This is a genomic window from Bacillus sp. FSL R9-9492, from assembly GCF_038007365.1.
Lineage (GTDB): Bacteria > Bacillota > Bacilli > Bacillales > Bacillaceae_G > Bacillus_A > Bacillus_A mycoides.
The window spans coordinates 140,284-165,996 of record NZ_JBBOXC010000003.1; the positions used below are offsets into that span (position 1 = coordinate 140,284).

General features: G+C 33.5%; 25 protein-coding genes and 3 pseudogenes. 18 read left to right on the forward strand and 10 right to left on the reverse strand.

What is annotated here, in order from left to right; genetic code table 11:
- Positions 1–79: 79 nt before the first annotated feature.
- Together MKY70_RS30415 and MKY70_RS30420 are read left to right on the forward strand one after the other, a co-directional pair.
- Positions 80–268, forward strand: a complete 189-nt coding sequence (locus tag MKY70_RS30415; RefSeq protein ID WP_341026876.1) for a hypothetical protein — start codon at positions 80–82, stop codon at positions 266–268.
- 297 nt (positions 269–565) lie between these two features.
- Positions 566–808, forward strand: coding sequence for a DNA-binding protein (locus MKY70_RS30420; protein ID WP_340804835.1), 243 nt, complete (start codon positions 566–568; stop codon positions 806–808).
- A gap of 550 nt (positions 809–1,358) precedes the next feature.
- On the opposite strand, the gene MKY70_RS30425 is transcribed toward MKY70_RS30420, so the two are convergent.
- On the reverse strand, positions 1,359–3,041 hold the full coding sequence (locus MKY70_RS30425; RefSeq protein ID WP_341026925.1) for a M60 family metallopeptidase: 1,683 nt from the start codon (positions 3,039–3,041) through the stop codon (positions 1,359–1,361).
- Between the two features lie 118 nt (positions 3,042–3,159).
- Here MKY70_RS30425 and MKY70_RS30430 point away from each other — a divergent pair.
- The 4 genes and pseudogenes from MKY70_RS30430 to MKY70_RS30445 all read left to right on the forward strand — a co-directional run.
- Positions 3,160–3,249, forward strand: a pseudogene (locus MKY70_RS30430) (IS6 family transposase); the annotation flags it as partial.
- Between the two features lie 983 nt (positions 3,250–4,232).
- On the forward strand, positions 4,233–6,518 hold the full coding sequence (locus tag MKY70_RS30435) for a cell wall-binding protein (protein ID WP_341026879.1): 2,286 nt from the start codon (positions 4,233–4,235) through the stop codon (positions 6,516–6,518).
- 205 nt (positions 6,519–6,723) lie between these two features.
- Positions 6,724–7,071, forward strand: a complete 348-nt coding sequence (locus tag MKY70_RS30440; protein WP_341074741.1) for a hypothetical protein — start codon at positions 6,724–6,726, stop codon at positions 7,069–7,071.
- A 327-nt stretch (positions 7,072–7,398) separates the two neighbouring features.
- On the forward strand, positions 7,399–7,611 hold the full coding sequence (locus MKY70_RS30445) for a hypothetical protein (RefSeq protein ID WP_340804845.1): 213 nt from the start codon (positions 7,399–7,401) through the stop codon (positions 7,609–7,611).
- Positions 7,612–7,905: 294 nt separating this feature from the next.
- Here MKY70_RS30445 and MKY70_RS30450 read toward each other — a convergent pair whose 3' ends face one another.
- From MKY70_RS30450 to MKY70_RS30475, 6 genes are read right to left on the reverse strand one after another with little or no spacing between them, the layout of a single operon-like run.
- A complete protein-coding gene (locus tag MKY70_RS30450; protein ID WP_341026883.1) occupies positions 7,906–8,700 on the reverse strand; it encodes a DUF817 domain-containing protein in 795 nt (264 codons plus the stop codon).
- Positions 8,701–8,742: 42 nt separating this feature from the next.
- Complete coding sequence (locus MKY70_RS30455) at positions 8,743–9,519, reverse strand: ABC transporter permease (RefSeq protein WP_340804850.1); 777 nt, start codon at positions 9,517–9,519, stop codon at positions 8,743–8,745.
- Positions 9,519–10,424: an ABC transporter ATP-binding protein gene (locus tag MKY70_RS30460; RefSeq protein WP_340780572.1), complete on the reverse strand. Its 906-nt coding sequence runs from the start codon at positions 10,422–10,424 to the stop codon at positions 9,519–9,521. Before MKY70_RS30460 ends, MKY70_RS30455 begins: the two co-directional genes overlap by 1 nt.
- Before the next feature lie 52 nt (positions 10,425–10,476).
- A complete protein-coding gene (locus tag MKY70_RS30465; RefSeq protein ID WP_340780571.1) occupies positions 10,477–10,692 on the reverse strand; it encodes a DUF3955 domain-containing protein in 216 nt (71 codons plus the stop codon).
- A complete protein-coding gene (locus tag MKY70_RS30470) occupies positions 10,689–10,925 on the reverse strand; it encodes a helix-turn-helix domain-containing protein (RefSeq protein WP_340780570.1) in 237 nt (78 codons plus the stop codon). Before MKY70_RS30470 ends, MKY70_RS30465 begins: the two co-directional genes overlap by 4 nt.
- Before the next feature lie 11 nt (positions 10,926–10,936).
- Positions 10,937–11,452: a DUF2975 domain-containing protein gene (locus MKY70_RS30475; RefSeq protein WP_340780569.1), complete on the reverse strand. Its 516-nt coding sequence runs from the start codon at positions 11,450–11,452 to the stop codon at positions 10,937–10,939.
- 465 nt (positions 11,453–11,917) lie between these two features.
- Here MKY70_RS30475 and MKY70_RS30480 point away from each other — a divergent pair, with 465 nt between their 5' ends.
- From MKY70_RS30480 to MKY70_RS30925, 3 genes and pseudogenes are all read left to right on the forward strand, one after another.
- Positions 11,918–12,478, forward strand: coding sequence for a recombinase family protein (locus tag MKY70_RS30480; RefSeq protein WP_340780568.1), 561 nt, complete (start codon positions 11,918–11,920; stop codon positions 12,476–12,478).
- Between the two features lie 142 nt (positions 12,479–12,620).
- Positions 12,621–12,902: pseudogene (locus MKY70_RS30485) on the forward strand (DUF4158 domain-containing protein); the annotation flags it as partial.
- Positions 12,903–12,955: 53 nt separating this feature from the next.
- Positions 12,956–13,099, forward strand: a complete 144-nt coding sequence (locus MKY70_RS30925; protein ID WP_445661883.1) for a hypothetical protein — start codon at positions 12,956–12,958, stop codon at positions 13,097–13,099.
- Positions 13,100–13,210: 111 nt separating this feature from the next.
- Here MKY70_RS30925 and MKY70_RS30490 read toward each other — a convergent pair whose 3' ends face one another.
- The gene (locus MKY70_RS30490) at positions 13,211–13,417 is read right to left on the reverse strand and encodes a recombinase family protein (RefSeq protein ID WP_445661884.1); all 207 of its coding nucleotides are present in this window, start codon (positions 13,415–13,417) and stop codon (positions 13,211–13,213) included.
- Positions 13,418–14,311: 894 nt separating this feature from the next.
- Between MKY70_RS30490 and nheA the strand changes: the two genes are divergently transcribed.
- The 4 genes from nheA (at position 14,312) to MKY70_RS30510 (ending at position 20,785) form a co-directional block, all read left to right on the forward strand.
- On the forward strand, positions 14,312–15,481 hold the full coding sequence (gene nheA / locus MKY70_RS30495) for a non-hemolytic enterotoxin subunit A (RefSeq protein ID WP_341026888.1): 1,170 nt from the start codon (positions 14,312–14,314) through the stop codon (positions 15,479–15,481).
- Between the two features lie 51 nt (positions 15,482–15,532).
- Positions 15,533–16,699 (forward strand): non-hemolytic enterotoxin subunit B, encoded by a 1,167-nt coding sequence (gene nheB, locus MKY70_RS30500; RefSeq protein ID WP_341026891.1) that lies wholly within the window; start codon positions 15,533–15,535, stop codon positions 16,697–16,699.
- Between the two features lie 273 nt (positions 16,700–16,972).
- Positions 16,973–18,115: a non-hemolytic enterotoxin subunit C gene (gene nheC, locus MKY70_RS30505; protein ID WP_340804855.1), complete on the forward strand. Its 1,143-nt coding sequence runs from the start codon at positions 16,973–16,975 to the stop codon at positions 18,113–18,115.
- Between the two features lie 387 nt (positions 18,116–18,502).
- Positions 18,503–20,785 carry a M60 family metallopeptidase gene (locus tag MKY70_RS30510; RefSeq protein WP_341026893.1) on the forward strand — a complete coding sequence of 761 codons (2,283 nt, stop codon included), beginning with the start codon at positions 18,503–18,505 and terminating at the stop codon, positions 20,783–20,785.
- Between the two features lie 130 nt (positions 20,786–20,915).
- Here the strand turns inward: MKY70_RS30510 and MKY70_RS30515 are convergent, their stop codons facing one another.
- Complete coding sequence (locus MKY70_RS30515; RefSeq protein WP_341026896.1) at positions 20,916–21,812, reverse strand: Rpn family recombination-promoting nuclease/putative transposase; 897 nt, start codon at positions 21,810–21,812, stop codon at positions 20,916–20,918.
- A gap of 570 nt (positions 21,813–22,382) precedes the next feature.
- Positions 22,383–22,526: a hypothetical protein gene (locus MKY70_RS30520; RefSeq protein ID WP_341026899.1), complete on the reverse strand. Its 144-nt coding sequence runs from the start codon at positions 22,524–22,526 to the stop codon at positions 22,383–22,385.
- Between the two features lie 1,080 nt (positions 22,527–23,606).
- Here MKY70_RS30520 and MKY70_RS30525 point away from each other — a divergent pair.
- From MKY70_RS30525 to MKY70_RS30545, 5 genes and pseudogenes are all read left to right on the forward strand, one after another.
- Positions 23,607–24,301 (forward strand): annotated as a pseudogene (locus tag MKY70_RS30525) (ATP-binding protein).
- A gap of 87 nt (positions 24,302–24,388) precedes the next feature.
- Positions 24,389–24,580, forward strand: a complete 192-nt coding sequence (locus MKY70_RS30530; protein WP_341026927.1) for a hypothetical protein — start codon at positions 24,389–24,391, stop codon at positions 24,578–24,580.
- On the forward strand, positions 24,495–24,782 hold the full coding sequence (locus MKY70_RS30535) for a helix-turn-helix domain-containing protein (RefSeq protein ID WP_341026901.1): 288 nt from the start codon (positions 24,495–24,497) through the stop codon (positions 24,780–24,782). The genes MKY70_RS30530 and MKY70_RS30535 overlap by 86 nt, the downstream gene beginning before the upstream one ends.
- The gene (locus MKY70_RS30540; protein ID WP_340804870.1) at positions 24,779–25,045 is read left to right on the forward strand and encodes a hypothetical protein; all 267 of its coding nucleotides are present in this window, start codon (positions 24,779–24,781) and stop codon (positions 25,043–25,045) included. The genes MKY70_RS30535 and MKY70_RS30540 overlap by 4 nt, the downstream gene beginning before the upstream one ends.
- A 10-nt stretch (positions 25,046–25,055) precedes the next feature.
- On the forward strand, positions 25,056–25,310 hold the full coding sequence (locus MKY70_RS30545; RefSeq protein ID WP_341026902.1) for a hypothetical protein: 255 nt from the start codon (positions 25,056–25,058) through the stop codon (positions 25,308–25,310).
- The last annotated feature ends 403 nt before the right edge of the window (positions 25,311–25,713 follow it).

The window sequence follows — 25,713 nt, forward strand, 5'->3', positions numbered from 1 at the left end:
GAAATAACCTTGTAAGGTTGTTTGTTTTACTATAAAATAGCCTTACAAGGTTATTTTATAGAGATAAGGAGTGAGAATATTGGAGAATATAGTAAAAGAAATCATTGATGATTTAGAGTATCTGTTCAGGAATGGAGAAATTGGCATGGAAGTAAGTAATCCGACTTACTATCAGAGGTTTTGCAAAGTATTGGATGCAACAGAAATGCGCTATGATTTACACATTCATGAATATGATGAGGATTCCCTAGTTGTTAGATTAGTGTAAAATACAAATGTTTTAAGGGGTTAATTTTCTTGAAGTATAAAAAGGGAATGGGGAGGAAAAGGATATGAAAATCGGTACATCTGAATGGCTTTCTCTTAGTAAGGATATTAAGCTGAAGTTGATCCGTTTGGCTGTCATAGATAGTAAATATAAACAAGCAAAATAAAAACCCTTCATTTGCTTAACAGCAAACAAAGGGCTTAGTTAATGAGTGACTGAAGAAGAAGGAAATCTAGTCCATTTCCTTCTTTATTTATTGTAACATAAAAGGAAAAGCACAAACAAAGGAGAATTCTCATGAAAGAAATTGATAAATACATGACACCATCTGAAGCAGCTTTTTATTGGAGGATTCCTCGTGAGACAATTAAGAATAAATATAGCCCCTCTTTAATGAACGAGAAGCAAATAAATGGTTTAGAACGCATGTTACAGGAGGGTTTAGTGAAGTACTTTTTGCATCCTGAAGGGAAGCGTAAGGAATGGATTATAAGCAGGCAGGCAATGTATGAATGGTTTGGAGAACCAAAGGACAAGTAGGAAAGGATGATAAAAATGAAAGAGGAAACATTTTCTCTGTGGGGAGGATTCAAGAGTGCATTTAGTTTAATTATTTGATTTTGGATCGTTATGTTTTTGATATTTGGTGAAAGCTTACTACAATAGAATCGAGTCGAATGTGAAATACCCTTAGGCAGCTCTCATAGATTTATGGTCTATGGGGGCTTTTTAATTAGAATCCATAATAATTTCACGTACTGTAATTAAAATAAAAACTTAAAACTCTGTCCCCAAGGGGATTTTTATTTGTGTAATTATGTTTAAAAAATATTGCACCATTTAGAAAATACAGGTTATTTTTATTTATATAGAGCACAATTACTGTCGATATTGTCTTTTTATGCCAGAGAAGGATATGTTGTGTCTGAAAGATTCATAAAACAACGTCATCCTTTCTAATTTAGCTTGTTTAAAAAGGATAACGTTGTTTGGTATTTGAGGATATTAAAATCTCTTAAGTTGATGGATGTGTGGCGATACATCTCTAAGAACTCGGATTCTTTATTTATGATTTTGAAATCAATAGAAATTAATACCCTAAGATATCTATTTCTCCTGCCGAAGCATATCCATTTACTCCGTTTAGTACCTCTAATTTCACATATTTAGCAGTTACAGCATTAAATGTTGCAAATTGTTGTTTCTTACTATTTTCCCATGTTCCAGAAGTTCCTTTTTGATAGTTCACACCATCTGTACTTGTGTAAATGTTATAGCTTAAAATACGACCATTTGAAGATTCATCTTGTCTCGGAAGATATGATAGCTGTGTAATGGTACGAGTTTCACCAAGGTCAATCGTTAAATTGGATGGATATTTGTTTGGTTCACTCCATTTACTATGCCATCTTGTATATGGATTCCCATCAATTGCATTCGTTGCAGGTTCAACTCCTAATTCTTCACTACTTGCAATTACTTTCATGTTTTGTTTAGGTAATGTATTTAGCTGAACAGGTTTAGAATCAGTTCCTTCCCAAATAGGAGCAGTTAATGTTTGTACATTCAAAGCTTCTATTTTTTGTCTTGTTTCTGGCGATGCTTTCAGTCCCCATTTATCAAAGAATGGAAGTAAATTTTTCTGTGCAACCTTAGAAGTGTTATAAATGAAACCTTGTATTTGCTCGTCATCCGTTTTAGGTAACTCTTCGTTCGGCATTGCACGGTATAATTGATGTAATTTCGGATAAAAATCTTCCCCAAAAGCTAAATCCAATTGCCAAAACATTACTAATTTTATAAATACATCATCAATTTTATTATAATCTTTTTCTGATTGAGGCTTATTCAAATAAGTGAATGCACTTTCATATCTTCCATCATTCTCTAAGTTCGATGGATTTCCCCAAGCACGTTGTGAAAACATACTGTAAATATTATTGGTAACTTCTCCTAATCCATCCCACTTCCAAGGAAGTTGTTGACGTTGGTGACCCATTTCATGCCAAGGTCCCCATCCGTTTTCTGTAAATTCTTTCACGTTTAGTACATGCTGAATCGCATCTCCGACATATGATGTTACAAAATTATTAGCATACATATAATAATCAGGAGTATGATTATCTTCTGCAAAGGCTACATAATGCTTATCTGCTTGTTCCTCGGATAAACCAGCAAGCTTATCTTGAATTCTAACAGATTCATCTATTTTTTTTAAGAGTTCTACAGGGTCTGTATTAGAGCCTAATAAATATTTTTTTACTCTTTCAGGGCTGACAGTTACTAGGGAGCGTTCTCCTTTTAATTCCACTGCATGGGCATTAGGATACTTATCTAGCATAGTAACTAAATCTTGTTTCGTATGTTTTCCTAGTTCAAAGAAAGGTATAGGTGTTCCTCCTGCTTTAATCTCAGCTTTCACTGTTCCACCTTGTTGTGAATTATAAAAATAAATCATTCCGCCATATGGATTTTCGATTGTATTTTCTCCTGGCTTTAAAGTAAATGACTTTATTTTTGTCCCATATTCACGCCATCCTGCATCATAGCCATATGCTCCTATATAAGCCTGAATGTTTTGTGTTCCTTCTACCTGAATTGTTATTTTTTCATTCGGACTTGCATATAGTCCAGTTGGTTCATATGGACTGAAATTAAATTGACGTCTATCTCTATCTCTGATTTGTTCTATATCTCCCTTGCCTATTACATTCAAAATACGTTCTGTTGATACTGGGGTTTGGGATTCAGCTAAGACTTTTGTTACTCCCATCTCTACCCCTATAAATGGAGCAGTAAGTACATTTACAGCTATAAATGCTTTGATTGCAATTCTATCATTTCTTTTTCTACTATTCTTTTTCATTCTTCATCACTAACCTTTCTATAGTTTGATAAAAAAGGGACAGATTGATTTACAGAATCAGTCTGTCCAAAATCAGAAAGAGTTCATCCACCGAGCGTTTGGACTTCTAGCATAAAATACGACTCCGTTAGGAATCTACTATCATCCATGTTCTTCTTCATATATTTGCACCAGATCCATAAATCACTCTAGAAAAGATTGGATATTTAGTCTTTTCGATTCGCTAATCCCTTTATTGGATTTTATAATATTAGGATATAAAAATTGCTCAATAGAAAGTTATTTATCAATCTCTAGCTATAATTGCAAAATTAGTAAAAACTTATTCTATTTCTTTTCCCTCTTATACGCTGTAAGGACCTTACACCCTTATTAAAACACTAGGATTTTCCTACGTAAATCATAAAATTCAACTCTTCATATCCGTTTATAAGAAATACTAAATGTGTGTATTCGAAAAAAATTATACTAGAAAATATAATATAAAGCTATTTTTATCAAATGGAGTAATACAAATCGAATTTATACAAGTATACCGATAAGATTTTAATTTTCTTGTGTAAATTTGGGAACATTAAAATTTTATAAATATAATTTAGTGATACTATATATATTTTTTTCCTTATTTGTATATGAATAATTGCATATTCAGACCGAAGAAGGGGTAGCACCACATCGCTATCAAGCTAAGAAAATACAACTACCCCCAGAACGAGATTTTGTCCTAACTTGTAATAAAAAGGCTCATTTTTTCGTTTTGGGGTGGATTTGTTTTCTTAAGTTGATGGGCATGGGGTCACCATATCAAAAAAAGAAAATTGCACGTTTAGACACAAATTAGACATATTTTACCCGCTTCCTGTACGCTAAGGAACCGGGTATTTATTTTACTCCTTTGTTAGTGAATGAAAGAGTTCAAAATTTGTTTGCGATATTAAGTAATTCAATAGAAGTCTGATTTATTTGTGATTTCATGAAAGACTTTTGTAACATTTATGAAAGAAATTTGAAAGGTATTTAAGTTATGATGAACTTCCGAACATTACATTCAGTTTAATAAGTAGGAAAAAACACATATACAAAGTGAGGAATGACGTTATGAATGAGAAATACAAAAAAAGGATACCAAAAGTCCTACCTGTAGGAATTGCAATGGGGATTTTATTCAGCGCTAGCCCATTACCAAGTCCATTAACGGAAAATAAGGTGAAAGCAGATGTTGATACGTTTGCAACAATTGTTACAACATTTGGAAGTATCTATGATGCGTTTATTAAAGAACCGTTTGGGAAATGGTTAGAGGGAATCGATGTAAAAAGCTATTATTATGCTGAGCATGAAAACCTTGCTTACAAAGCTCCTACATTTCAAAAGGGAGAGTTTGGTATTAGTGTATTTGATTATTATAAAGATGAAAATTTTAGCAAGAAAGTTAAACTTGTTTATCCAAATGGAAAAGTTGAATATAAAACGATAAAGCATGGGGAACAAATTCGTATTAAGCAAGCTGGCACAATAGTAGACTTAACTCCTGATGAACCAGAACTATCTAAACATGATATTTTGTATATTACACAAAAACAATTAGATGAAGGAAAGACGGGTGTTGCACTTGCAACTTTCAAAACCTATTATCTACAAAGTGATAATAGCGGCCGTAGAAATAATTTAGCAGATAAATATTTACGAGACACATTCCCAAACGCTTATCTGAATAGCGGTTTGCCTGATATTCGTACCGATGAGAATGAACTGTTTAAGAAACTACCAGAAGAAAAACGAATGCTGGGAACAATTACTTCAGAACCGGTTGGTAAAGAAGTTCTTTCTAATTATGTTACGAATGACTCTAAAGCCCTTGCAGATTTTAATGACCGAGTAGAAAATGTATTTGCAGATACGAATCTGATTCTAGAAACACCTGTTGCATTACCATTTATTACATTAAATGATGGTAAACCTTATCAAATTATTCCTTATAAAAAAGGTTCAAATAAAGTGTTTGTAAAAGCAGGTTCAAAATACCTTTCAGGAAAAGAAGGAAATAAGCTTCAATACTCCGATTCAATTGGTGATGATGAATTGTTTGAACTTGTTGAGGTTGAGCCATTCAATTTTGACGGTAAAGTTCTGTACCCTCAGTTCCGTTTGAATAACAAGAATGGAGTAAGTTTGGCTGGTAATCAGTATATTTCCCAATTTGGTAATGATCAGAGTTTTAGATCCGAGATTCGTTTCACTGCAAAAAACAACAATGAAATTCATAATTGGCTAAGAGAGTGGTATCCGGGTAAAGAAAATGAGAAACAGAATCATGATGGAATACAGATAGTAGTTGATGAAAAAGATCCTACGAAATGGTCTGCAAAAGATTCTTCTGGGAACGTGATAAAAAACAGTTGGGTAAACCGAGGTTCTGATTATTATTATGCAGGTCACGATGGAGTTTTCTTAACAGGTTGGAAAGAAATCGATGGGAAGACATACTATTTTCATCCGAATTATCATGGGGCAGTATTGTCGACAAGTGGTTCTAATGGCAATCATGAGATTGACGGGAAGAACTACCACTTTGATGATAAAGGTGCCTTGCAAAGATCAGCATGGAGAGATCAAAACTATTCTGATCATACTGGAGTGTTTGTTAAAGAAGGTTTACAAGAAATCGATGGTAAAATTTATTATTTTAAAGATTATCAAGCCAATAAAAATGAACTACGTCTAGAAGATCAAAATATAATGCTTCATTTTTCTGATAAAGGCGTACTTGAGAAGGCTTCTAGTCTGAATGGAGAAGCACTAAGTAGCCAGACTTATGTTACTTTTAATGAGAAACAAGTAGTGTTTGAAAAAGATGGTTCTATTAGAAAAAATGGGGTCTCTAAAATCTTTTTACCTGGATTATTTGATAAAAAGGATCAACCTGCACTTGTATATTACAGCTTAGAAGAAGGACCCAACTATCATGGTTGGAAGGAAATTGATGGTAAAAAATATTATTTCAAGAGTGGCATACACTATACTTTCGATGGTAATGAAACTATTGACGGAAAAAAATATTACTTTAATCAAGAGGGACAAGCACTACCGACAGGGGTTGTTGACATTGACGGTATACCATTCTATCTGAATGATAAATCTGAAAAGGTAACAGGTGTTCATAAAATCGATGGCAATTTATATCTCTTCTCCAAAGGTGACAACCTTCGTGCATATGGAGAAAAGGTAAGAAATACAATTTATAAATTTGACGGAAAACGGTATTATACTGATCATACTGGTGTAATTTCCCAAAACTTCAAGGGTTATGTTTATAGTCATAATCATGATTACTACATTGAAACGAACAACGAGGGAGTTATTACCAAAATATGGGAAAAGTAAGTATATAATAAAATTGAATAGAATAACGGATTTTTATTAGCCTTCACTCTTTATAAAGAGTGAAGTACTATGTGTGAAAGTGGGTCATATTATGCAGCTTATGCCTATTGTATGACCCATTTTATTTTTAAACATTTCTCTGAGGTGTAACAAAATGCAACAAATACATATAAGATTATCTCTTATACAATTATTTATTTTAGTAATGAACTTATTTATATTTTCTTCAGCCATGCCATTTTTACCTTGGTTTATCGAAAGCGCTTTTGGATGGTTAGGGATATTAGCTACCACTCCTTTATTGTTAATGATCGGTAGAATAATGCCCCAACTAAAAAAAATCGAAGGATTTTGCATAACAAGAACAGGACAGGTTGTCCCTTTTATTGCATCTATTGTTTCACTATGCATCATGTTATTACCTATCATTGAATTATCGATTGTAATAGCTCTTACAGTTAACGGTTTAATGGCTATTATAACAATTGCATTTTTGTTGCAAGATTTCCTTAGATTGAATAAAAAATATAAGTTCATAAGGTTTATTAGTTAATATTCTTAAGTATCTTGTTTTTAAAATAGTGTCTTACTCGTAAGAACAAATAGTGCAATAAGAAAGATAACGTATTTATTTGTATATATACAGTAAGAAACAAAGGCTTTTGTAGATAGTTTGTGTGTTTTACTAACCTTACAGAACTGTCATCTTTATGTAAGGTTAGTAGATAGCTTATTTAACGTCTAAATGTCCTAATAAAATCATAAGAAGTGATAATAAATTTTTAAGAATTATAGATGAATGTTGTTTAGGATTGTAACAACAACTAAAAAATGATTGAGAAAAAATTCAATATATACATAATAAATGGAGGTAAATATAATGGCTTTAAAATTATTCGGTATTGTTTTTGGAATAGTATTAATCTTATGGGGTGTATATAAAATGAAAAAAGATGATGCATTCGTAGGAAAAACTCAAACAAGAAAAAATCTTTTCAATTTGTTGATTCTTGGAGAGGCTTCTGGATTAGGACAATTCTTAGGTGGAATTTTGCTTGTCATTTTAGGAATCGTAGCCCTTATAATTAAATAATTTGTAAATAAGAGGAGCTAAGATATAATTTAGCTCCTTTTGTTGTGATAAAGTTTTTAAGCAAGACTGAAAATTTTTTAGAAATGGATATAGTCTATAGAAGGGGTCCCGCCAACCAAATGACTTAAAACCCACGTTAAGACATTTTTTGGAAAACGAATCCCTGATTTTTCTACGCTAGGAGGGGGACGGCTAACATTTCGGATAGGGTCAATTTCACTGAAAGAAGACCATTTTACATTCAATTAAAATGGTCTCATTAGATATTTTAACTTCATTAAAAAAGCTTTTAATTTATTTTAGAACTCCTACTTCTTTAGATATTGTGGAATCTTTGTAACAAATTTCTTTAAGGTGAGCGACAATCATTATGCTGATAACAACAAGCAAGAACCAAGAACTAATTTTACCAATATGTACAAGACGCCAAGAGTCTTGTTGATTCGGATATTGCCATGCTCCGAAAAAAGTGGCAATGTTTTCTGCAATCCATATAAAAAAGCCAATTAGGAAAAATGAAAAAGGAAGTGGCATTTTATATGTGTTGTTTCGCACTGTGAATTGCACATAAGTTTGAGCAAAGACAATAAATAAAAGAATCGTCAAAATCCAACGGAAATCTAAAATAAAATGATGTGTGAAAAAGTTTAAATAGATCATCACTCCAAGTGTTGTTATCCATATAGATTTTGGCCAGTTATTCATTCTTAAATGAAATCGATGCCACGCTTGGCAAATATAACTCGCAACACTTGCATACATAAAACCGCTATATAGTGGTACTCCAAAAACTTTCGTCCACGCTTCTTCTGGATATGACCATGAACCGACATGAACCTTATATACTTCTAATAGAAATCCGATAACATGGAACACACTGATTACTTTTAATTCGTCTTTTGTCTCTAAATTATTTTTGAACATGAGATATTGCGTAATGAGACACATAAGTAGAATAAAATCGTAGCGATGCAATCCAGGAATTACAATTATCTTTGAAACAGCAAGTGTTACAAAGATAACGACTGGAAAAATGCAAGAGAAGGCTTGATAATAACCGAAATAAAAAAGATCTAGTATATATTTCATGTTTTCACCTTCTAACTGAGTAACGTCCTGTTCCATGTTGACTTAAAGTACATCACGTTTTTGGAATAATGTACTTGATACAATGAGTAATACTGCAAAGTGTATGATTACAAAAATTAATGATGTTGTAAAATTGAAATCTGTAAATAGTGGCTTAGTTCCACCACTAATAAGTACATTACTGTCATACATTTCTAAATTCAAATGAGAGAATACGGAAAATTGTGCTACTTCTTTAAACGTCTTAAGCAATATAGTATTTATTAATCCTTGTAAGAAGAAGATAACTAGCGTAATAATTAATGGTAATACTGATTTTCTAAAAATATTTGCTAGGAAAAAGGCAAATGTTGTATAAAATAATATTGGTAAGGTTTTATAAGTAACTATTTTTAGTAGCATTCTAATCGTTAAATCTTCTTTTTCTCCACCAAAGATTATAAACCCAATTAGCATTGAAACCACCAAAGAGATAAAACAAACAAAAATCACAGTAAGTATAGTTGTTATATATTTCGAAAACAGTATGGTGATTCGTTTCCTTGGACGAATAAGCAACTGTTTAATGGTTCCTTTCTGAAACTCATCTGAAATAATTCGAGTTGCAAGTGTTATACCAAAAATTGTAACCAGAGTAGTTACCATTTCAAATGTCAGGTTTGTAAACGATAAATAACTTGCAAATCGTTCTTTAATTGGGAGCCATGAACGGATAGCGAATACTGATACAATTTCTAAAGCAACTAAGAATCCTATAAACATATAGATGCTTTTTCTTGCATGTAGTTTTAGCATCTCATTGTTAACTAATTTAAACATTATGATTTTCCTCCCTCTGTAATCTCTAAGAATTCATCTTCTAATGTTTTATTTTGTATTGTTACACCATAAACCAGTACATCAGCACAAATGAGTTTTTTTACAATTTGTGGGATATCTTCTTTCTTTACAGATGTAAGGACTACATTCTGCTTCACTACTTTTCCCTTTATAATCTTATTTGCTTCATTTACCGCATCAACTCCAAAAGCAACTTCGACCTTGTCTTCATTTTTTTGCTTTTCATGTAAATTATACGCTTGTACAAATTGCCCATCTTTTATAATAACAACACGGTCACACATGAGTTCAATTTCACTCAACAGGTGACTGGAGACGATTACTGCGATACCTTCTTCTTTCGCTAAACGCCGTAAATAATCCCGAATTTGACGAATGCCTGCTGGGTCTAATCCATTCGTTGGTTCATCTAAAATTAAAATCTTTGGATTATGCAAGAGCGCTTGTGCAATACCAAGACGTTGCTTCATCCCAAGTGAATATGTTTTTACCTTTTTATCAATCGCTTTCTCTAAATCTACAAGCTTTACAATTTCAGCAATACGTTCTTTGCTAATTGGTTTAACTGCCATATTAGCAAAATGCTTTAAATTCTGCATACCTGTCATATACTCATATAGTTCAGGATTCTCCACAATTGCTCCAATTTGCTCTAAAGCTTTTTCACGATTTGTACGAATACTATAACCACAAACGGTAATATCACCTTCTGTCATCGCAATAAGGCCAGTCATCATTCGAATCGTTGTCGTTTTCCCACTACCATTCGGACCAAGAAACCCATATACTTCGCCCTCTTTCACTTCAAATGAAAGACCTCGAATAATTTCATTTCCTCCAATTTTCTTATGGACATTTTCTAATTTTACTACTACGCTATTCATTTTTTCCTCCTTCTAACGAATTCTGATTTCTTTTTAGATGACATAATCAAATTCAATTATGTTTCAATTTTTTTATTACTGAAATGATAGCCAGCAACAATAATGCAGCAATACCACTAAAAACAAAAAGAATACTTAATGGAATTAGGAAGAAAGGTTCCGTTAATTTTCCGTCTGGTTCTAGGCTTGAACCCATCACAAAATAACTAACCATGCAAATGGCTCCTAGTAATATTGATATAAAAGCTAATAAATATATTTTTTTCATGATACACTCTCTCCTTCATTAACAGAGTTATTTTTTTGGTACTCTAAAATATCACCAGGTTGACATTCTAAAATTTCACATATTTTATCTAGCGTTGAAAATTTAATCGCTTTTGTTTTTCCGTTTTTCAATATTGAAACGTTTGCCATTGTAATACCTAATCTTTCAGAGAGTTCTGTAACACTCATTTTTCTTTTCGCTAACACTACATCAAGGTTTACTATGATAGTCATATTTCGGCACCTCAAATCGTTAGATCGTTATCTTGTTTTATCTTACTAGCGTTTCTAACTAAATAAGAAAGCATGGAAGTAAATATCGCAATAACGACAGCAAAAAATAGACTTGGTAACAGTACCATTAAAACATTTGTATTGTAGCCTCCGGATATCGAAAGATATAGTAACGCAAAAACGGATAGAACACTTTCAATCATTGATAAAATACTTATTCTTCTTAATCTATTGGCATTTTTAATGGTAAAGGCTTGATCGTAACCAATATCGGAACATATTTGCCACCCAAAAACTAATGCAATAAAGAATGGAATTCCAGTTATCCAAATGAATACAATAAAAAACGGAATCTTGGTAGTCCAGATAAAGATAATAAAGGGCTCATATAATGATTTCAGATTTTCTGAATTCTTTAAAATGTCCCTTCCTATTTCAGGACCAATATAAATGCAGAACAACAGACCAAAAATCCCGCAAAAAACAATTATTAATTTTAACCATACTGATAATTCTTTCTGTTTCAAAGAGAATCCCCCTCTTAGCTAGCTATAAATATAATAATTCAAGAAACATATTTTAGTCAATAAAAATTTATTGTTTTACGATAAAAATACATCATTTTTTAGAATTTTATCTTTGTTTCACATTAATGGGCAGTAAAGGATACGGAGAGAAACAAAGAATACAGGTAGGAGTAGGAGATAACTACTGGCATATACTTGATCGGCTCAACTAACCATCAGTGTCGATGAGGATACTCCCAATTGATGGGAGTATCACTTTATAATGAAATTATTTTTTTACTTACAACGGAAAATTGTAAAGAATGATATTATCTCTGTTGTAACAAAAACGACCATTATTGTTACAGTCATTAGTAAGAAATTTTCAGTCTAATTAACTCGCATAATGAGTGTAACAATATTAATTGTAACAATATCCTCGTTTAATCGTTTTTGGTACAATGTTTGGTGAAGGAGATGATAAACATGAAGTTTGGTTATATGCGTGTTTCTACATTAGATCAAAATTTAGACCGCCAAAAGAAACAGCTTGAAGAATTTGGATGCGATCGCATTTTCTTCGGAAAAATAACCGGTACAAAACGAAACCGGCCGGAGTTAAATAGTATGCTAGAATTTCTTCGTCCTGAAGATACAGTTGTTGTAACGGATTTAACTCGATTATCACGTTCTACAAAAGACCTCATTGAAATTACGGAACAAATTTCTCAAAAAGGAGCGCACTTGAAAAGTCTAAAGGAATCATGGCTTGATACAACAACAGCACATGGAAAAATGTTGTTTACTATTTTCGCTGGTATTGCTCAATTTGAACGAGATTTAACTTCTGAACGGACAAAAGAAGGGATTGAGGCTGCAAGGAAACGAGGGAAACATCCTGGAAGACCAAAAACTGATGAGGAAAAGATAGATTATGCTTTATATCTTATTAATCAAGGTATGAGTCGTACAGATGCCGCCGAGAAAGCTGGTATCTCTAGAATGACTTTGTATCGCAAGATGCAACAAGATATCATAGCCAACTAATAATCTAATGGAGCAAATGAGTAGTTAAATTAATAGTTTACAAAGATGTTAGCATGAAAAGAAAATACTTCCATCTAACATCCATTGAGCTACAGCATCATATAGACAAGGTATTTTCTTGCATTTTAGAAAGGAGAAAACTATGTCTTCAAAACGTGCAAGAGAATTATTGACGTCAGAACAGCGTTTAGAGTTTGCATCTATTCCAGAACAAATTAGTGAGTATGAATTAGGAAGTTACTACACCTTATCCCCTCATGATATCGAAATTATCAAGCGTCATCGTCGGGATCATAATAAGTTAGGCTTTGCTTTACAGCTTTGTGTATTGAAATTTCCTGGTTGGACCTTATCAGACGTTCAACATATACCCGATTGTGTTGTGAACTATATAGCCAAACAACTCCAAATTAATGCGAAGGAAGAAAAGCGAAAGAAGAACGACAAAAACAAAATGGGAAATCAATTAATGAAAAAGTGGTTCACTTTGCTAACCTTGGAGAAGCGCTCATTACAACTGGATTAAGCAAAGTGAAGGCTGCTATTCTGATTATTGTTTTATTCATTATAGTTGCAATTTTTGTATTAATAACACATTTTTTACACGGTATGTCTGTATAATAAGATAGGATTAAGAAAACGGTTCATCAAGGAACCGTTTTTTTATGGTTCTGGTGCAAAAACTTTGAAGTATATGAAAATGGTTTATCAAACTTAGACATACTGATCGTACTACTCTATAAAAGGTGTGTGATCAGTATGTCCAAGAATGATAGATTTCTTGCACCAGAACCGCGCTTCCTCTAAGCCAAGTCTTTTATCTTTAACCCCACTCAATTTATCTTGAAATATTTTATCGCATCCATAGGATTTCAAAGCATCAATTTGTAAGCCTAAATTTTGACCAATTGTAGATACGCGAACATATCCAACCTTCACTCCTTGTTCTCCCCTTTTGTTCAATATTAACGTGTCCAGAAACATACAATATTCTGGATACATACAAAGAAAATCACATTTTTACACCAAAACGGAATTTCTATCCATTAATAATAATATGGAGAATTATTTCCAAACACTTATCGATAATACTTAGCACAGAGTAGTTGATACCCCTATATTTTATGTAATTTTACATATCCAAATAAAGGGAATCAGTATGCAGTGCATGATTAAATTATATTAATAACACTAAAAATATAATTATTTTTCTTGCAAATTAAAATAATTATTATTTAGGTTGATATATTAAGTTATAATTATTTCAGTTGTTTTAATACTATTAAGATAGTGTTTTATCAGTATAATATTTCCATCCATGTTAATAATTAATATCTGAATAATTTGATATATTCGACAAAATTCTACTATTTACGCATAAAAAATTTAATGTTTTAATAAAGGTGTAATTGGTGTGACCACTAAGGAAGGAGAAGATTGTACGAATAAAAGTGCAGTAAAGTTGTTAGTAACATTATGTCAAGTTGAATTATCTAAATGTTCAATTTGTTTATTTTGAAGTAATCTAGGATCAGAAAAATAACGTGTTTGTAAAAAGAATAACAATCTCAGTTTCTACATAACAAAAGTGATTTTATATAATTCTGTAGTAAAAGTATAAGCAATGTACGATATAATCTCACCTTTTGTAATTTTGTAGAAATAATGAAAGAAGAGCTAGTATGAAGCGTATTAAAAAATAATTTCTACAGCATTTGTATGAAGTACAGCTTTAATAGAAAAGAAACTATAGAACGCTATAAGGTGACCACTATATCATAAGCTTGAGTAGCTCTAATAGGGGATTTGCCGACAAAACTAGGAGGAATTACCATGAAAAAAGCGTTAGTCGCAGGGTTATTAGTTACAGCAGTATCTACAAGTTGCTTCTTACCTGTAAATACTTTTGCAGAAAGTAAAACAACTTATTCACAACTAACAAATAGTCAAAATCAACTTGCTATGAATAGGTTATCAGATTCGATTAAGACATTAGGATCACAGACGCCATTAATTCAAGGATATGGGCTAATCATAGTAAAGCAACCAAACCTTGAAGTAACTGCTATACCTGGAATAACAACTGATCAAGGTACTGCAAGAAACCATGTTAAAGAATGGCTGGATAAATATAATCCAAAACTATTCAATGTAAATCAAGACCTGCAGGATTTTGGGACAAGATTTACAAGTTATTATGATATATTGGTTGAACTAGCTGGAAAAGTGAATGACGATTCGCAAACAAAAGAAGACTTTGTAAGTATTTTTAATGCACTTCAAGATCAAATGCAAGCAATTCAGTATGATATGAAAGGAGCTTCAGTAGACCTAAACAATTATAAAAATGACTTGGTTGAAGATAGTAAGAGCTTTTCTAGTAAAGTTAGCAGAGCGATTGAACTTTATAAGGGATCAGGCGGAGACATTGAAAAATTCAGAACGGAAATTAAACAACTTGATGAAAACATTCAAGATGATTATACAAAACTTCTAGCTCTACCAAAAGAAAATGTAAAAGGTTCTATAAATATTGGAAAGACGGTTATTGATATTTGGATAGACGCAGGTAAGGATCATACTTTAGACACGTCTAATTTGGAAGTCATTTATAACCAAGTTGGACAAGTCCAAAATGATGAAGTAACAAAATTGAATAATGATGTTCGTCAGAAGCAACAACAAAAAATTCTATTGCTACAAAAATTATCGAAAATTGAAGTGCAAGCAACTCAAATGACACTTATTGATCTACAGTTAAATAACTTTACAAGAGTAGTTAAAAAGCAAATTGAGAGTTTTGACAAGCTAGTAAGTAGTTGGGACATCTTTAATGACACAATGATTCAAATGCAGAGAAGTCTTAGTACTGATGCGAAAATAGATTCTAGTACATTACAAGCACAATTAAAAGAACTCAAAACGTTTACGGATGAATTGAATAAACAAACAACGGAATATGAAAATAGTGTTACAAACATAAAAGTAACAGAGGCAAAATAGTAGAATGAAGAAAAAAATCTTAATAATATAATATAAGGAGATAAGAATATTATGAAAAACCCTTATAAAGTAATGGCTTTATCTACATTAATTGCAACAATCGCAGCGGGTAGCATTACGCCATCATATGCCTCGGCAGCAGAAAATACAACAAAATCAGCACCTATTTATGCAGGTGCAGAAAATAACTCCCCTGAGTACCCTGAGTATTCACTTGGACCAGAAGGGCTTAAAGATGCGATAGAGAAAACTGGATCCAATATGTTGGTAATGGACCTGTATGCTTTAACTGTTGTTAAACAAGCAAATGTTAATTTTGATGGTTTAACTGTAATTAACAATGATTTACAAAAAAGCATTAAGAACAACCACGATGCTTCTAAAACAAATGCAAAACAATGGTTAGATGGTTTGAAACCGCAAATAATCCAGACGAATCAAAATATTATCAATTATAATACACAATTTCAAAATTATTATGATACTTTGGTAGAATCTGTGAATAATAATGACAAAGAAACACTAAAAGCTGTGCTTACAAGTTTAGATGAAAGTATTTCAGTGAATAAAGATGCAGTGGACAAGTTAGTGCAAGATTTGAAAGCCTTTCGCGGCAAATTAGAACTGGATACACAAAATTTAAAAACTGATGCTAACAAAATCACAGATATTTTAGCTGGTCAAGATGCTGGAATTCCATTGATGCAGAAACAAATCGAAGCAAATTACACATTAATTGATGAGAATAACAAAGTTTATATTGCATCGTCGGTTGCAACTGCTCTCGGTGCATACTTAACTGCTACAATTATCTTTGCGCCTATTGGTGCAGGTGCATTAGGAGGCGGGATATACGGAGTTACTACATCGCAGCAGCAGATAAAGGCAGCACAAGAAGAGATTAAAAATCTAACAGAAAATATTTCCACTGCAAAACAACAGGTAGTTAAGTTAGAGGCCTTGAAAAAAAATACTAATAATTTAACAGAAACAATTGATGCAGCTATTACTGCCCTTGAAAATGTAAAGAATCAGTGGCAGACAATGGGGGCAAAATATAAATCATTGAATGACAATGTTGACAGAATTAACCCAGACAAACTTGCTACTATTATAAAAGTAGATCTGAAGATAGCTAAAAGTAGCTGGGAACAGGTTAACAAGTATGCTGAAAATATTCAAAAGTCTGAGATTTCATTCGTAGAAGAGAAAAAATAATAGTACTTCAAGAAATTGCCGAAGTAATGAAAAATATAATATACTGACTTTCCCTTTTGAAGAACACATAATGTGAGTCTCCTGTTCAAGTTTGAACAGGAGATTTCCTATATAGTTATGAAACTTGATAAAGATTATAGAATAAGAAAGTATGAAACCCCCTATTTTAATATGTTGTTTTATTTGCAATGATCGTAATTCATTTGAAGTAAAGAATAGAAGCTTATGAATTTAATAAAATACGTAATACATTTGAGAGAATAGGTGAAAAAGGTGAATAAAAAATTGTATAAGAAAGTTATTTTATCAACGATCATTACCGGAATGGCAGCGAGTAATGTAATCCCACTTCATACTTTTGCAGCAGAACAAGCTGTGCAAAATAGTGTGTCCCAACAGCAAGAAGATAGTAAGAGCTATGATTTGGGTCCTGATAAATATAAAGAAGTAATGGAGAAAATGGGGGCAAATATCCTTACAATGGATTCATATGCTCAAACAATCCGTAATCAACAACAGACAGATTTAAGTAAAATAAGTTCTATAAATGGTGATTTCAAAACAAACATGATTCAGCATCAAAAGGATGCACAAACGAATGCAACATATTGGTTAGATAATCTAAAGCCTGATATTATGAAAACGATTCAGAATAGTGTAAGTTATAATGATACCTTTCAAGCGAGTTATGATCAATTACTAGCTGCTTTGGATCAAAAAGATACAGTGACATTTAAATTTAGACTGGTGAGGTTATATCGTAGTATTTTGGACAATAGTCAAGAAGTGGATGGACTACTAGAAAAGTTGATAACATTCCGAAATGAAATGGCTGAAGATACAAGAAGTTTTAAAGCAGATTCCAATCAATTGAAGTCTATTTTAGAAAGTACAAACGTCGGTATTCCACTTTTACAACAACAAATCGAGTATAGTAATAATATAATTAAAGAAAACTATGATAAGCGTGGTGGCTATATAGCTTTATCTGTATTTATGCCTCCAGTTGGTATACCATTGATTGTCACTGCTGACAAGAATATCGCATCTGCACAACAAGAAATAGAACAATTAAAGTCCAGAATTTCTGGAGCAGAGGCAGAATTAGTTATTTTGACAGATGCCAAAAATAAAACGGAACATATGACTGAAACAATTGATACAGCTATTACTGCTCTTCAAAATATATCGAATCAGTGGCATACAATCGGATCAAAATATGATTCTTTACTAAAAAATGTTGATAACATTAACCCAGACAGGATTGCTATTATAAAAGTAGATCTGAAGATAGCGAAGGATAGCTGGCAAGACCTTAAAAATTATGCAGATAAATTATATGAAGGTGCTAAGATTGTACAAAATGGAGAGATTGTCCAAATAGGACAACCACAAATAGGACCGGATTGCACCTGAATACTATTAAAAACAGACAACCTTGTATTTGTTGGTAAGGTTGTCTGTTTTTTTATAGAGATTTAACAACTTCAGGTACCTTCAATATTTTTGTGTAAGGTGGCAAAAAATGTCGAAAAACTGCTGGAATTGTCAAATTTTATTGCTGTACGACCTGTTCGATGTTAAATTCGTAGTAGGAAGAAAAAAGGAAAGGGGTTCGTTCCATTCCCATATCCTACCTTTCGTAATAATTTAGTATGAATAAGGATGGAGATTTCTTTCTTCGGTTATGTTTTATATTTATCAAACTATAGGAAGATTTACGAGCACTTATTTCTTAATTTTCAAAAAAATAAACCAGCAGGAAATCGAAATTAATTACATTCATTCAGCGAAAGGACTTTAATGGAACTAATTGAAACGGAAAGGATTATTTATATGCAGAAAGGGAATTATTATATGTTTCAAAAACCGATGAAAGTACTTGCGACATCTGCTATTTTGACAACTACATTATTTTCACCTATCATGACAAATAGCTTGATTATTCATGCTGAAACGATTGCTGCACAGACTACAAACCAATATGAACAGAGGGATTTTGAACTTCCGGGTGTAGGAAGTTTTAGAAGTGAAGCAAAAAGAGAAAGAAGAAGTGAGCAAAAAAACTATATACCAACTGGAATCTATGTAAAACCGAATGAACAAGTTACAATTGAAGTATCGGGAACACAAAAGATTAGAGCGATTATTGGGACGCATCAATATGATAAAGAATGGGGAAAAGAAATTGATCTTTCTTCTGGTTCTAATACCATCTCCTCTCCAAACGGTGGTTTAATAGGATTTGATAATCCTCAAGATACAGGAACAGTTAAGGTGAAAGTAACACAAGGCGGAAGCCCTGTTCCATTCTTTGAACTAGGGAAGCATACGAAAGAAGACTGGATTGCGATGATGAACAAGTATCCAGATGCACATGCGGTACAATTGAAATCAGAAAAAGCAGTACTTACTGTTACGCAGGATAGTGCCAAGAAATATATTGTGGATCAAGATCCTGTTCCTCTATTAAAAAAATATGATGAAATGATTCGAGCACAAGATAAGATATCAGGGTTATCTGAAAAAGACCCTAATCCTTTACATCGTCCGACTCGTCGCATTTGGGCTTTTGTAGAAAATCCTAACAAACCAGACTGGGGCATGTATGCAGGTTGGGATGGAGCCGTATTTACTACTGCTGGTAACGCAATCGAAAGTGCTTTAAATGTAAATAAATTTGGATGGGGACAAATGCACGAAGCGGGACACACAAGAGAAATACATCCTTTGACGTGGACGGACCTTCACGGTATGGTTGACGTAACGACTAATATATACTCTTTAGCTGCACAAAAGCAATTATTCCCGAATCAACCAACGCGTTTAGAAAAAGAGAGATATTACGATAAAGCTTTTGCATACTTAAAACAAACAGATAAAGACTACAAAAATATTGATAACTTGTTTGTGAAACTTGTTATGCTTTGGCAACTTAATCTAGCATACGGTGAAGATTTTTATCCGAACCTTCACAAACTTTATCGAGAGTTACCAGAAAATCAACTTCCAAAAGCGGATGAAGAGAAAAGGCAAGCATTTATTTATAATACATCGAAAGTAGCGAAACAAAATTTACTACCATTTTTTGATAAATGGGGTCTGAAAGCATCACAAGAAACGCAGCAAAAAATAGAAGCTTTGAATTATCCAATATTAATCGCTCCTATTTGGGAAGCAACTGATTCTAAGCCTGTTAAAGCGAATGTGCTCAAATTAGGTGGCCGAGTATGGGAAGATAGTAACCAAAATGGTATTCAAAATCAAAGTGAAAAAGGAATGGAAGGCGTTCGTGTTCAACTGTTAAATAAAGATGGGAATGGATTAAAAGAAGTAAAAACAGATAAAGAAGGCCACTATTTGTTTGATGGATTAATAGAAAACACATATCGTGTACAAGTAGAGAAGCTTACCGGGTATATATTCATGCCAAAACAAAGTGGGCAAGATGTAACAGTTGACTCTAATGTAAGTGAGGCTGGGGTAACAGATGCGATTACTCTTGTACATGATGATTTAACAATTGATGCGGGAGTAAATAGAAATATATTTAAGGATGTCCCACAAGGACACTGGGCATTTAATGCGATTCATCATTTAGCGAATGAAGGAATTATTGCAGGTTATGGGAATGGAATATTTGGTATGGGTGATAATGTAACACGGGAACAAGTGGCTGCATTAATTTACCGTACTTTGCATATAGAAAAACAAGATAAATATGAAAATCCATACGGAGATATCGATAAAAATTCAACAATGTTTTCTGAGGAAATACTAGCTTTAACTAAGCTAGGGATTTTCCAAGGTGATGATCAAGGAAACTTTAGACCGAAAGCTGCATTAACACGTGCAGAAATGGCTCAAGTTATTACGAAAGCTTTTAGACTAGATGTGAAGGCTCCACATAATTTCAACGACGTTCCAGCGAGTTTATGGGCAACAGATGCGATTAGTGCCGTACAATCGAACCATATTGCAGCAGGTATTGGTGAAGGGAAATTTGCTCCGGATATGAAAGTTACACGGGAACAGTATGCACAGTTTTTATATAATGCAATTTTAAATGAGCGATCTCATCAATAATAAGAAAATAAAGTTAAGTGTCATAATATAAGTTTATATTACTACCTATAAAAATTTATTTGGTGCTACCCTTAGTTGACAAATAGCTCAAAAAAAGAACCCAATTAATAGGTTCTTTTTTTGATGTTGATTATTTTTGTTCTAAAATACGTTCAATCTCATCTATGCCTAATTTACTGGCTTTAGCAATCGTTTCAAGTGGTACACCAAGTTCATGCATACCTTTAATCATCTGTATTTTCCCTTGCTGAACCCCTTCTTGAATTCCTTCTTTTTTCCCCTCATTACGAGCATGAGCAAACTTTGCAGCCTCATCCATTAAGGCCTTTTCTCTTGCTTCATATGCTTGACGGAAAGAAGAATCTTGACTCATACGTTCCCACTTATTCATTGCTTTTTGTAAAATCGGATCTTGGTTCATGGCAATGTCCTCCAATGTTTGTGTGAGATGTTCATCTTCATTCGCTGGTAATAATAATAACCAACGAACAAACGAATCTTCCCACGGATTGACTTTCTCTTCGCGCCATTGCTGTAGTAACTTTGGAATCTCTACAATATGAACTTCTATATCGTCACTTAATAACTTTTGTTGTTGCTGATTCCAAAGGATTCCTGTTGTATGAAACGCTTCATATTCTGGAAACATCACAAAGTTTAACAAGTTAATGGTAATCGTTTTATGAAGTGAACTATAAGGCATTCCTTTTTGCAATTGAGAGGTGTATAACCTTCCCCAATAATACAAGCTTCGTTTGATCATATCATGATTGTTATTCAATTGTATTTCTACATTTATCTTTGTTCCTGTATTTAATGTAGCCGAAATATCTAAAATCGATAATTTATCTTCTTCATATTCTCGATGCAAATGTGGATCTTCTAATTGCAGGGAAACAATAGGTGATTCTAAAGAATCTTTTAATATGGCATTTAAAAAAGCAACTAAAATATCTTCATTCCCATTTGTGCCAAATAACTGCTTAAATGCAAAATCGATACGTAAATTTACTAATGAATTGGACATGGTTTTCCTCTTCCTGTTTCAGACTATATCTTTACCTTTATTGTACATAAAAACAAAGTCAACATGCAAACAATCCCCTAGGATTTATATAGGGGATGCATACAAATATACACAATAGATTATCGAAGATTATTTGGGGCCACCATATCATTTTGAGAAAATTGTACGCTAAGGAATTTATAAACATTCCGTACTTAAATTATGTTTGATTCTTGGATATATCGTATCTTGAATACTAGGCATAACTAATCCCCTGGAATCTGTATATGTTTCAATATTCAACCATCTTCATTGTAAAATAAAAACCTACCCGCAGATAGGTTTCTTGTTTATATTTATAGTATCAATTTGAATATTTCCTCAGAGTGTCCCCTCATACCTTGAATCGTTTCCGTACCCCTTTTACAGTGAAAATCTTCATTGCCATATACATTCTCATTTGTTATCTTTTTGTTACCTTCAGATGAGTCATCTATATGTTAAAATATTTATATTCCTCCTAATCAGTTTATCCGATTAGGCGAGCCCTAAAGAGCCCCTATCTCCTTAGGGCTCTTTTCATTAAACCTATCATTCTATCTCATTTCTTTTCTCTATAAAGCAAATAGAACTCTTATGATAAAACTTCGTACGCTTGCATACCCACGGATCATCGGCATCCTCAACATCATTGGCCAAGAATATTTCCATTTTCGCCTTTTGTCCGTTCTCCATAATCACAATACCTTCTTGACACTCCCACCCCTAAAGGGGCAAGCTGACTAACGTCAGTGGGATTCTTGCTACCAAAGGCGAAGTCCATTTCTGGTATCGCTGACGTACAAGATTGCGGTGTGCCATCACCACTCTCACGACAGACCGTATAGGTTCGTGAGCTACGGTACTATCACCATACCGTACAGATTCGTGTTCATATGTTTTAGCGTCTTGTTCTTGACGACACATATCATTTTACCGATAGCGTGAATTCGGCTATCGAACTCCATATGATATCTTGTTTTCAAGGAACACATTGGCGTTTTAAAGACTTGTACTTGTCTATAGTTCAAGTATAACCAAAACAGAACTGTTTTTCTATGAAAAAGCGATCCTTTCATCCCATGCCTAAAGGCGGACTAAAGTCCGATATGGGCTTTCCCGTATCGCGAAATCTGTAATAACCCTCTATATATTCTGTTTTCTCTTCTTCTGTATCAACTAATAAGCCCCATTCGTTAGGGAAACTGTCAAAAAATTGTTGCTTTGAAATAGAGTTTGATTAGAACTCATGACACCATCATATAAAAGCGTTATAAAACTACTTCAATACATCATTGAATAAGCAGGCATTATAATTTAGCTATCCAATATTTCAAGGTGCGCTACAATTAATTATTCGGACGTATTCTGCTGATTACATCGATCACACAAAATCTCTTTCGCACTTTTTACTAATAGGGGTCACCATACATGCCCATCAACTTAAGAATTCAGAATTACCCCAAAACGAAAAAATGAGCTTTTTTGTTACAAGTTAGCACAAAATTTTGTTCTGGGGGTACTATCAAGTTAAGGTTTTAGACTACCCATAAAGTCCAAAAGACGTTATCCTTTCTGTAGAATTATAAGAAAGGATGGCGTTTCTTTATGAATCTTTTGATTCTTGATGAACTTCAACCGATTGCTGAAGAATTACAACGACATATATCTCCTCATCTTCTAGAATACCTAGCCAAAGAAAAAGACGACATTAGTAGATAGTTTATGAGTAGCGAGAAAAAAGCTTTGTGAATTTCACAAAGCTTTTTTCAACGTATGACTATGGATTCTGATGTTTGTGATACGCATGGCATGAATAAGATGAAGTTCGGTGGACAAGCTGTATGCCCTCGATGCTTCCTTGAAAACGAAAGTAAGAAGTTCTTGTTCCATCAACAAAGCATGATTGCCGATAGCAACATTAAGAAAGCTAACTTTGAAAACTATCAACCTACTAGCGAAGAACCTTGAAATTGCAAAGGTCATCGCAACGGATTATCTCAATGAGAAGGTGTTCAATGCGATTATGGCCTGGAATTGTGGAGCGGGTAAAACACATCTTGCCTATGCAATCGCAGATCAGCTTGCAGGTGCAGGGATATCGGTTGTCTTCGTTACAGTTGGTGAATTGCTACGGAAGATTAAAAGTACGTTCAATAAAGATTCCTCCTTAACTGAGGATTCAATCATACGGACATTGGTAAGAGCGGATGTATTAATAGTTGATGATTTAGGAGCAGAGTTAGGCGCGTTAGATGCAAATACAAAAGCAACAAACTTCATTAATAGAGTGTTATTCGATGTTTTCGATGGTAGGTAAGGTAAATTCTACTATCTTTACTACAAACCTCACAGGAGAGCGTTTGGAGGGTGCATACGATGAACGGATTGTATCGCGTATCTTCAATAACTTTAGAGCGATTGTTTTCAAAGATACAAAGGATTACAGAAGAAAAGCATTGCCATTTTAAAAGGAGGAAATCGGAATGTATGCATGTGAAGGAACTGGAGTAATCAAAAACGATATGGGAACGGGGATGTATTAATTTGCACCATGTATTTGCGAAGTAGCGAATCAAACACCTGAAGAAGTAGATAGAAGACGTCATGCCGTTATGGCGAGGTTCAGAGAAATTCATAAATTACAACTGCAGGGGAAATGGGATGCCGAGACTTGGGACAGATTTAGAAAAGGAGAATTACACAATCGCAGCACAACAAAGGAAATACATGAAGAAATCGCGTCGTAACATGTATGTGGCGTTAGAAGATTTGGACTTGGTATTCGATGAGAGTGAAGTGATTCGATTACAAGAAATGTGGGAAGAGGATAAAAACATCATTGAAATTGCAAAAGAACTAGGAAGACACCAACTCGAAATTGCGGCTTTGATAATGGATCAAGCGGATAAAAACGAGATTAAATCTCGACCAATGGGGTTAGGGGCATGAAACAACTAACACTTGATGATGTTGTGGGAAGTTTTAATTACTCCGCAACGAGTACCGCTGAAAAGTTCTTACAGCATAGCGTCATAACGACATACGCTGTGGAATTCTATGACAAGGAAGAAAAGCAACGTATTGATTGGTTCGATGTAAAGACAGAGAGTGGAGCATGGAGCGCGGAAGTGAAAGAGCATGGTAAAGGTATTCGGAAGATTAAGGTAAATCGTTCTGAACGTACGAGAAAAGAAATTATGGAGCTAGATTAGGAGGGAGAGAATGGAGAACAATTACCTGCCTGTTCCAACTTGGGAACAGTACGAAAAAGCTAAGAGTAACGGCATTAACAAAAACAATGTAGATCAACGAATCATCCGAGGGTGGAACATACTAAGAGCCATTACGTGGCCAGTGAAAGAATCATTTACAAAGAAATATAAGAAAGAATTAGAAACAGCTCATTTTGTTGAAGTAAATGAGTTATCGGTTAGTGAGCGGGGCGTTGGTGGTTTCGGATTAATAGGCATGAAATAAAAAAAGCTAGGATTTCTCCTAGCAAAGCAATACTAAAAAGTCGTAAGGAATGTTGATGCTTTTGCACTTTGATTATATAGCAACTTCGGGACAAATAGTGAGAATGATAGCAATCTTTACAAGTTTTTTACGTAACATTCATATATTAAAGAATTTGATAAAAAATACAATTTGAATTTTATTCAGGATGGGAATTCAGTGCAACAAAAAGTAATGAATAAAAGAGAAAATCCCTGCGGGGACAGGGATTTTATAGGAGAGATATTATTGTCGTAAGGTGTCGTAATTTGGCGTATTCGACGAATTAATATTATCACGAGTTTTCAAGTAATTGTGATGGTTGATGTGTCAAAAATGTGTACGAGTTTCATATAAAAGCATTATTTGAATAGGAAAGGGGAAA

What these genes read in the sequence shown, in the direction of transcription:
- MKY70_RS30545 (WP_341026902.1), top strand. Translation starts at nt 25,056, where the DNA reads ATGGAGAACAATTACCTGCCTGTTCCAACTTGGGAACAGTACGAAAAA.
- MKY70_RS30440 (WP_341074741.1), top strand. Translation starts at nt 6,724, where the DNA reads ATGAACTTATTTATATTTTCTTCAGCCATGCCATTTTTACCTTGGTTT.
- MKY70_RS30425 (WP_341026925.1), bottom strand. Translation starts at nt 3,041, where the DNA reads ATGGGAGTAACAAAAGTCTTAGCTGAATCCCAAACCCCAGTATCAACA.
- MKY70_RS30520 (WP_341026899.1), bottom strand. Translation starts at nt 22,526, where the DNA reads ATGGAGAACGGACAAAAGGCGAAAATGGAAATATTCTTGGCCAATGAT.
- MKY70_RS30435 (WP_341026879.1), top strand. Translation starts at nt 4,233, where the DNA reads ATGAATGAGAAATACAAAAAAAGGATACCAAAAGTCCTACCTGTAGGA.
- MKY70_RS30470 (WP_340780570.1), bottom strand. Translation starts at nt 10,925, where the DNA reads ATGACTATCATAGTAAACCTTGATGTAGTGTTAGCGAAAAGAAAAATG.
- MKY70_RS30540 (WP_340804870.1), top strand. Translation starts at nt 24,779, where the DNA reads ATGAAACAACTAACACTTGATGATGTTGTGGGAAGTTTTAATTACTCC.
- nheB (WP_341026891.1), top strand. Translation starts at nt 15,533, where the DNA reads ATGAAAAACCCTTATAAAGTAATGGCTTTATCTACATTAATTGCAACA.
- MKY70_RS30450 (WP_341026883.1), bottom strand. Translation starts at nt 8,700, where the DNA reads ATGAAATATATACTAGATCTTTTTTATTTCGGTTATTATCAAGCCTTC.
- MKY70_RS30455 (WP_340804850.1), bottom strand. Translation starts at nt 9,519, where the DNA reads ATGTTTAAATTAGTTAACAATGAGATGCTAAAACTACATGCAAGAAAA.
- MKY70_RS30480 (WP_340780568.1), top strand. Translation starts at nt 11,918, where the DNA reads ATGAAGTTTGGTTATATGCGTGTTTCTACATTAGATCAAAATTTAGAC.
- nheA (WP_341026888.1), top strand. Translation starts at nt 14,312, where the DNA reads ATGAAAAAAGCGTTAGTCGCAGGGTTATTAGTTACAGCAGTATCTACA.
- MKY70_RS30515 (WP_341026896.1), bottom strand. Translation starts at nt 21,812, where the DNA reads ATGTCCAATTCATTAGTAAATTTACGTATCGATTTTGCATTTAAGCAG.
- MKY70_RS30535 (WP_341026901.1), top strand. Translation starts at nt 24,495, where the DNA reads ATGCCGAGACTTGGGACAGATTTAGAAAAGGAGAATTACACAATCGCA.
- MKY70_RS30465 (WP_340780571.1), bottom strand. Translation starts at nt 10,692, where the DNA reads ATGAAAAAAATATATTTATTAGCTTTTATATCAATATTACTAGGAGCC.
- MKY70_RS30460 (WP_340780572.1), bottom strand. Translation starts at nt 10,424, where the DNA reads ATGAATAGCGTAGTAGTAAAATTAGAAAATGTCCATAAGAAAATTGGA.
- MKY70_RS30510 (WP_341026893.1), top strand. Translation starts at nt 18,503, where the DNA reads ATGGAACTAATTGAAACGGAAAGGATTATTTATATGCAGAAAGGGAAT.
- MKY70_RS30420 (WP_340804835.1), top strand. Translation starts at nt 566, where the DNA reads ATGAAAGAAATTGATAAATACATGACACCATCTGAAGCAGCTTTTTAT.
- MKY70_RS30445 (WP_340804845.1), top strand. Translation starts at nt 7,399, where the DNA reads ATGGCTTTAAAATTATTCGGTATTGTTTTTGGAATAGTATTAATCTTA.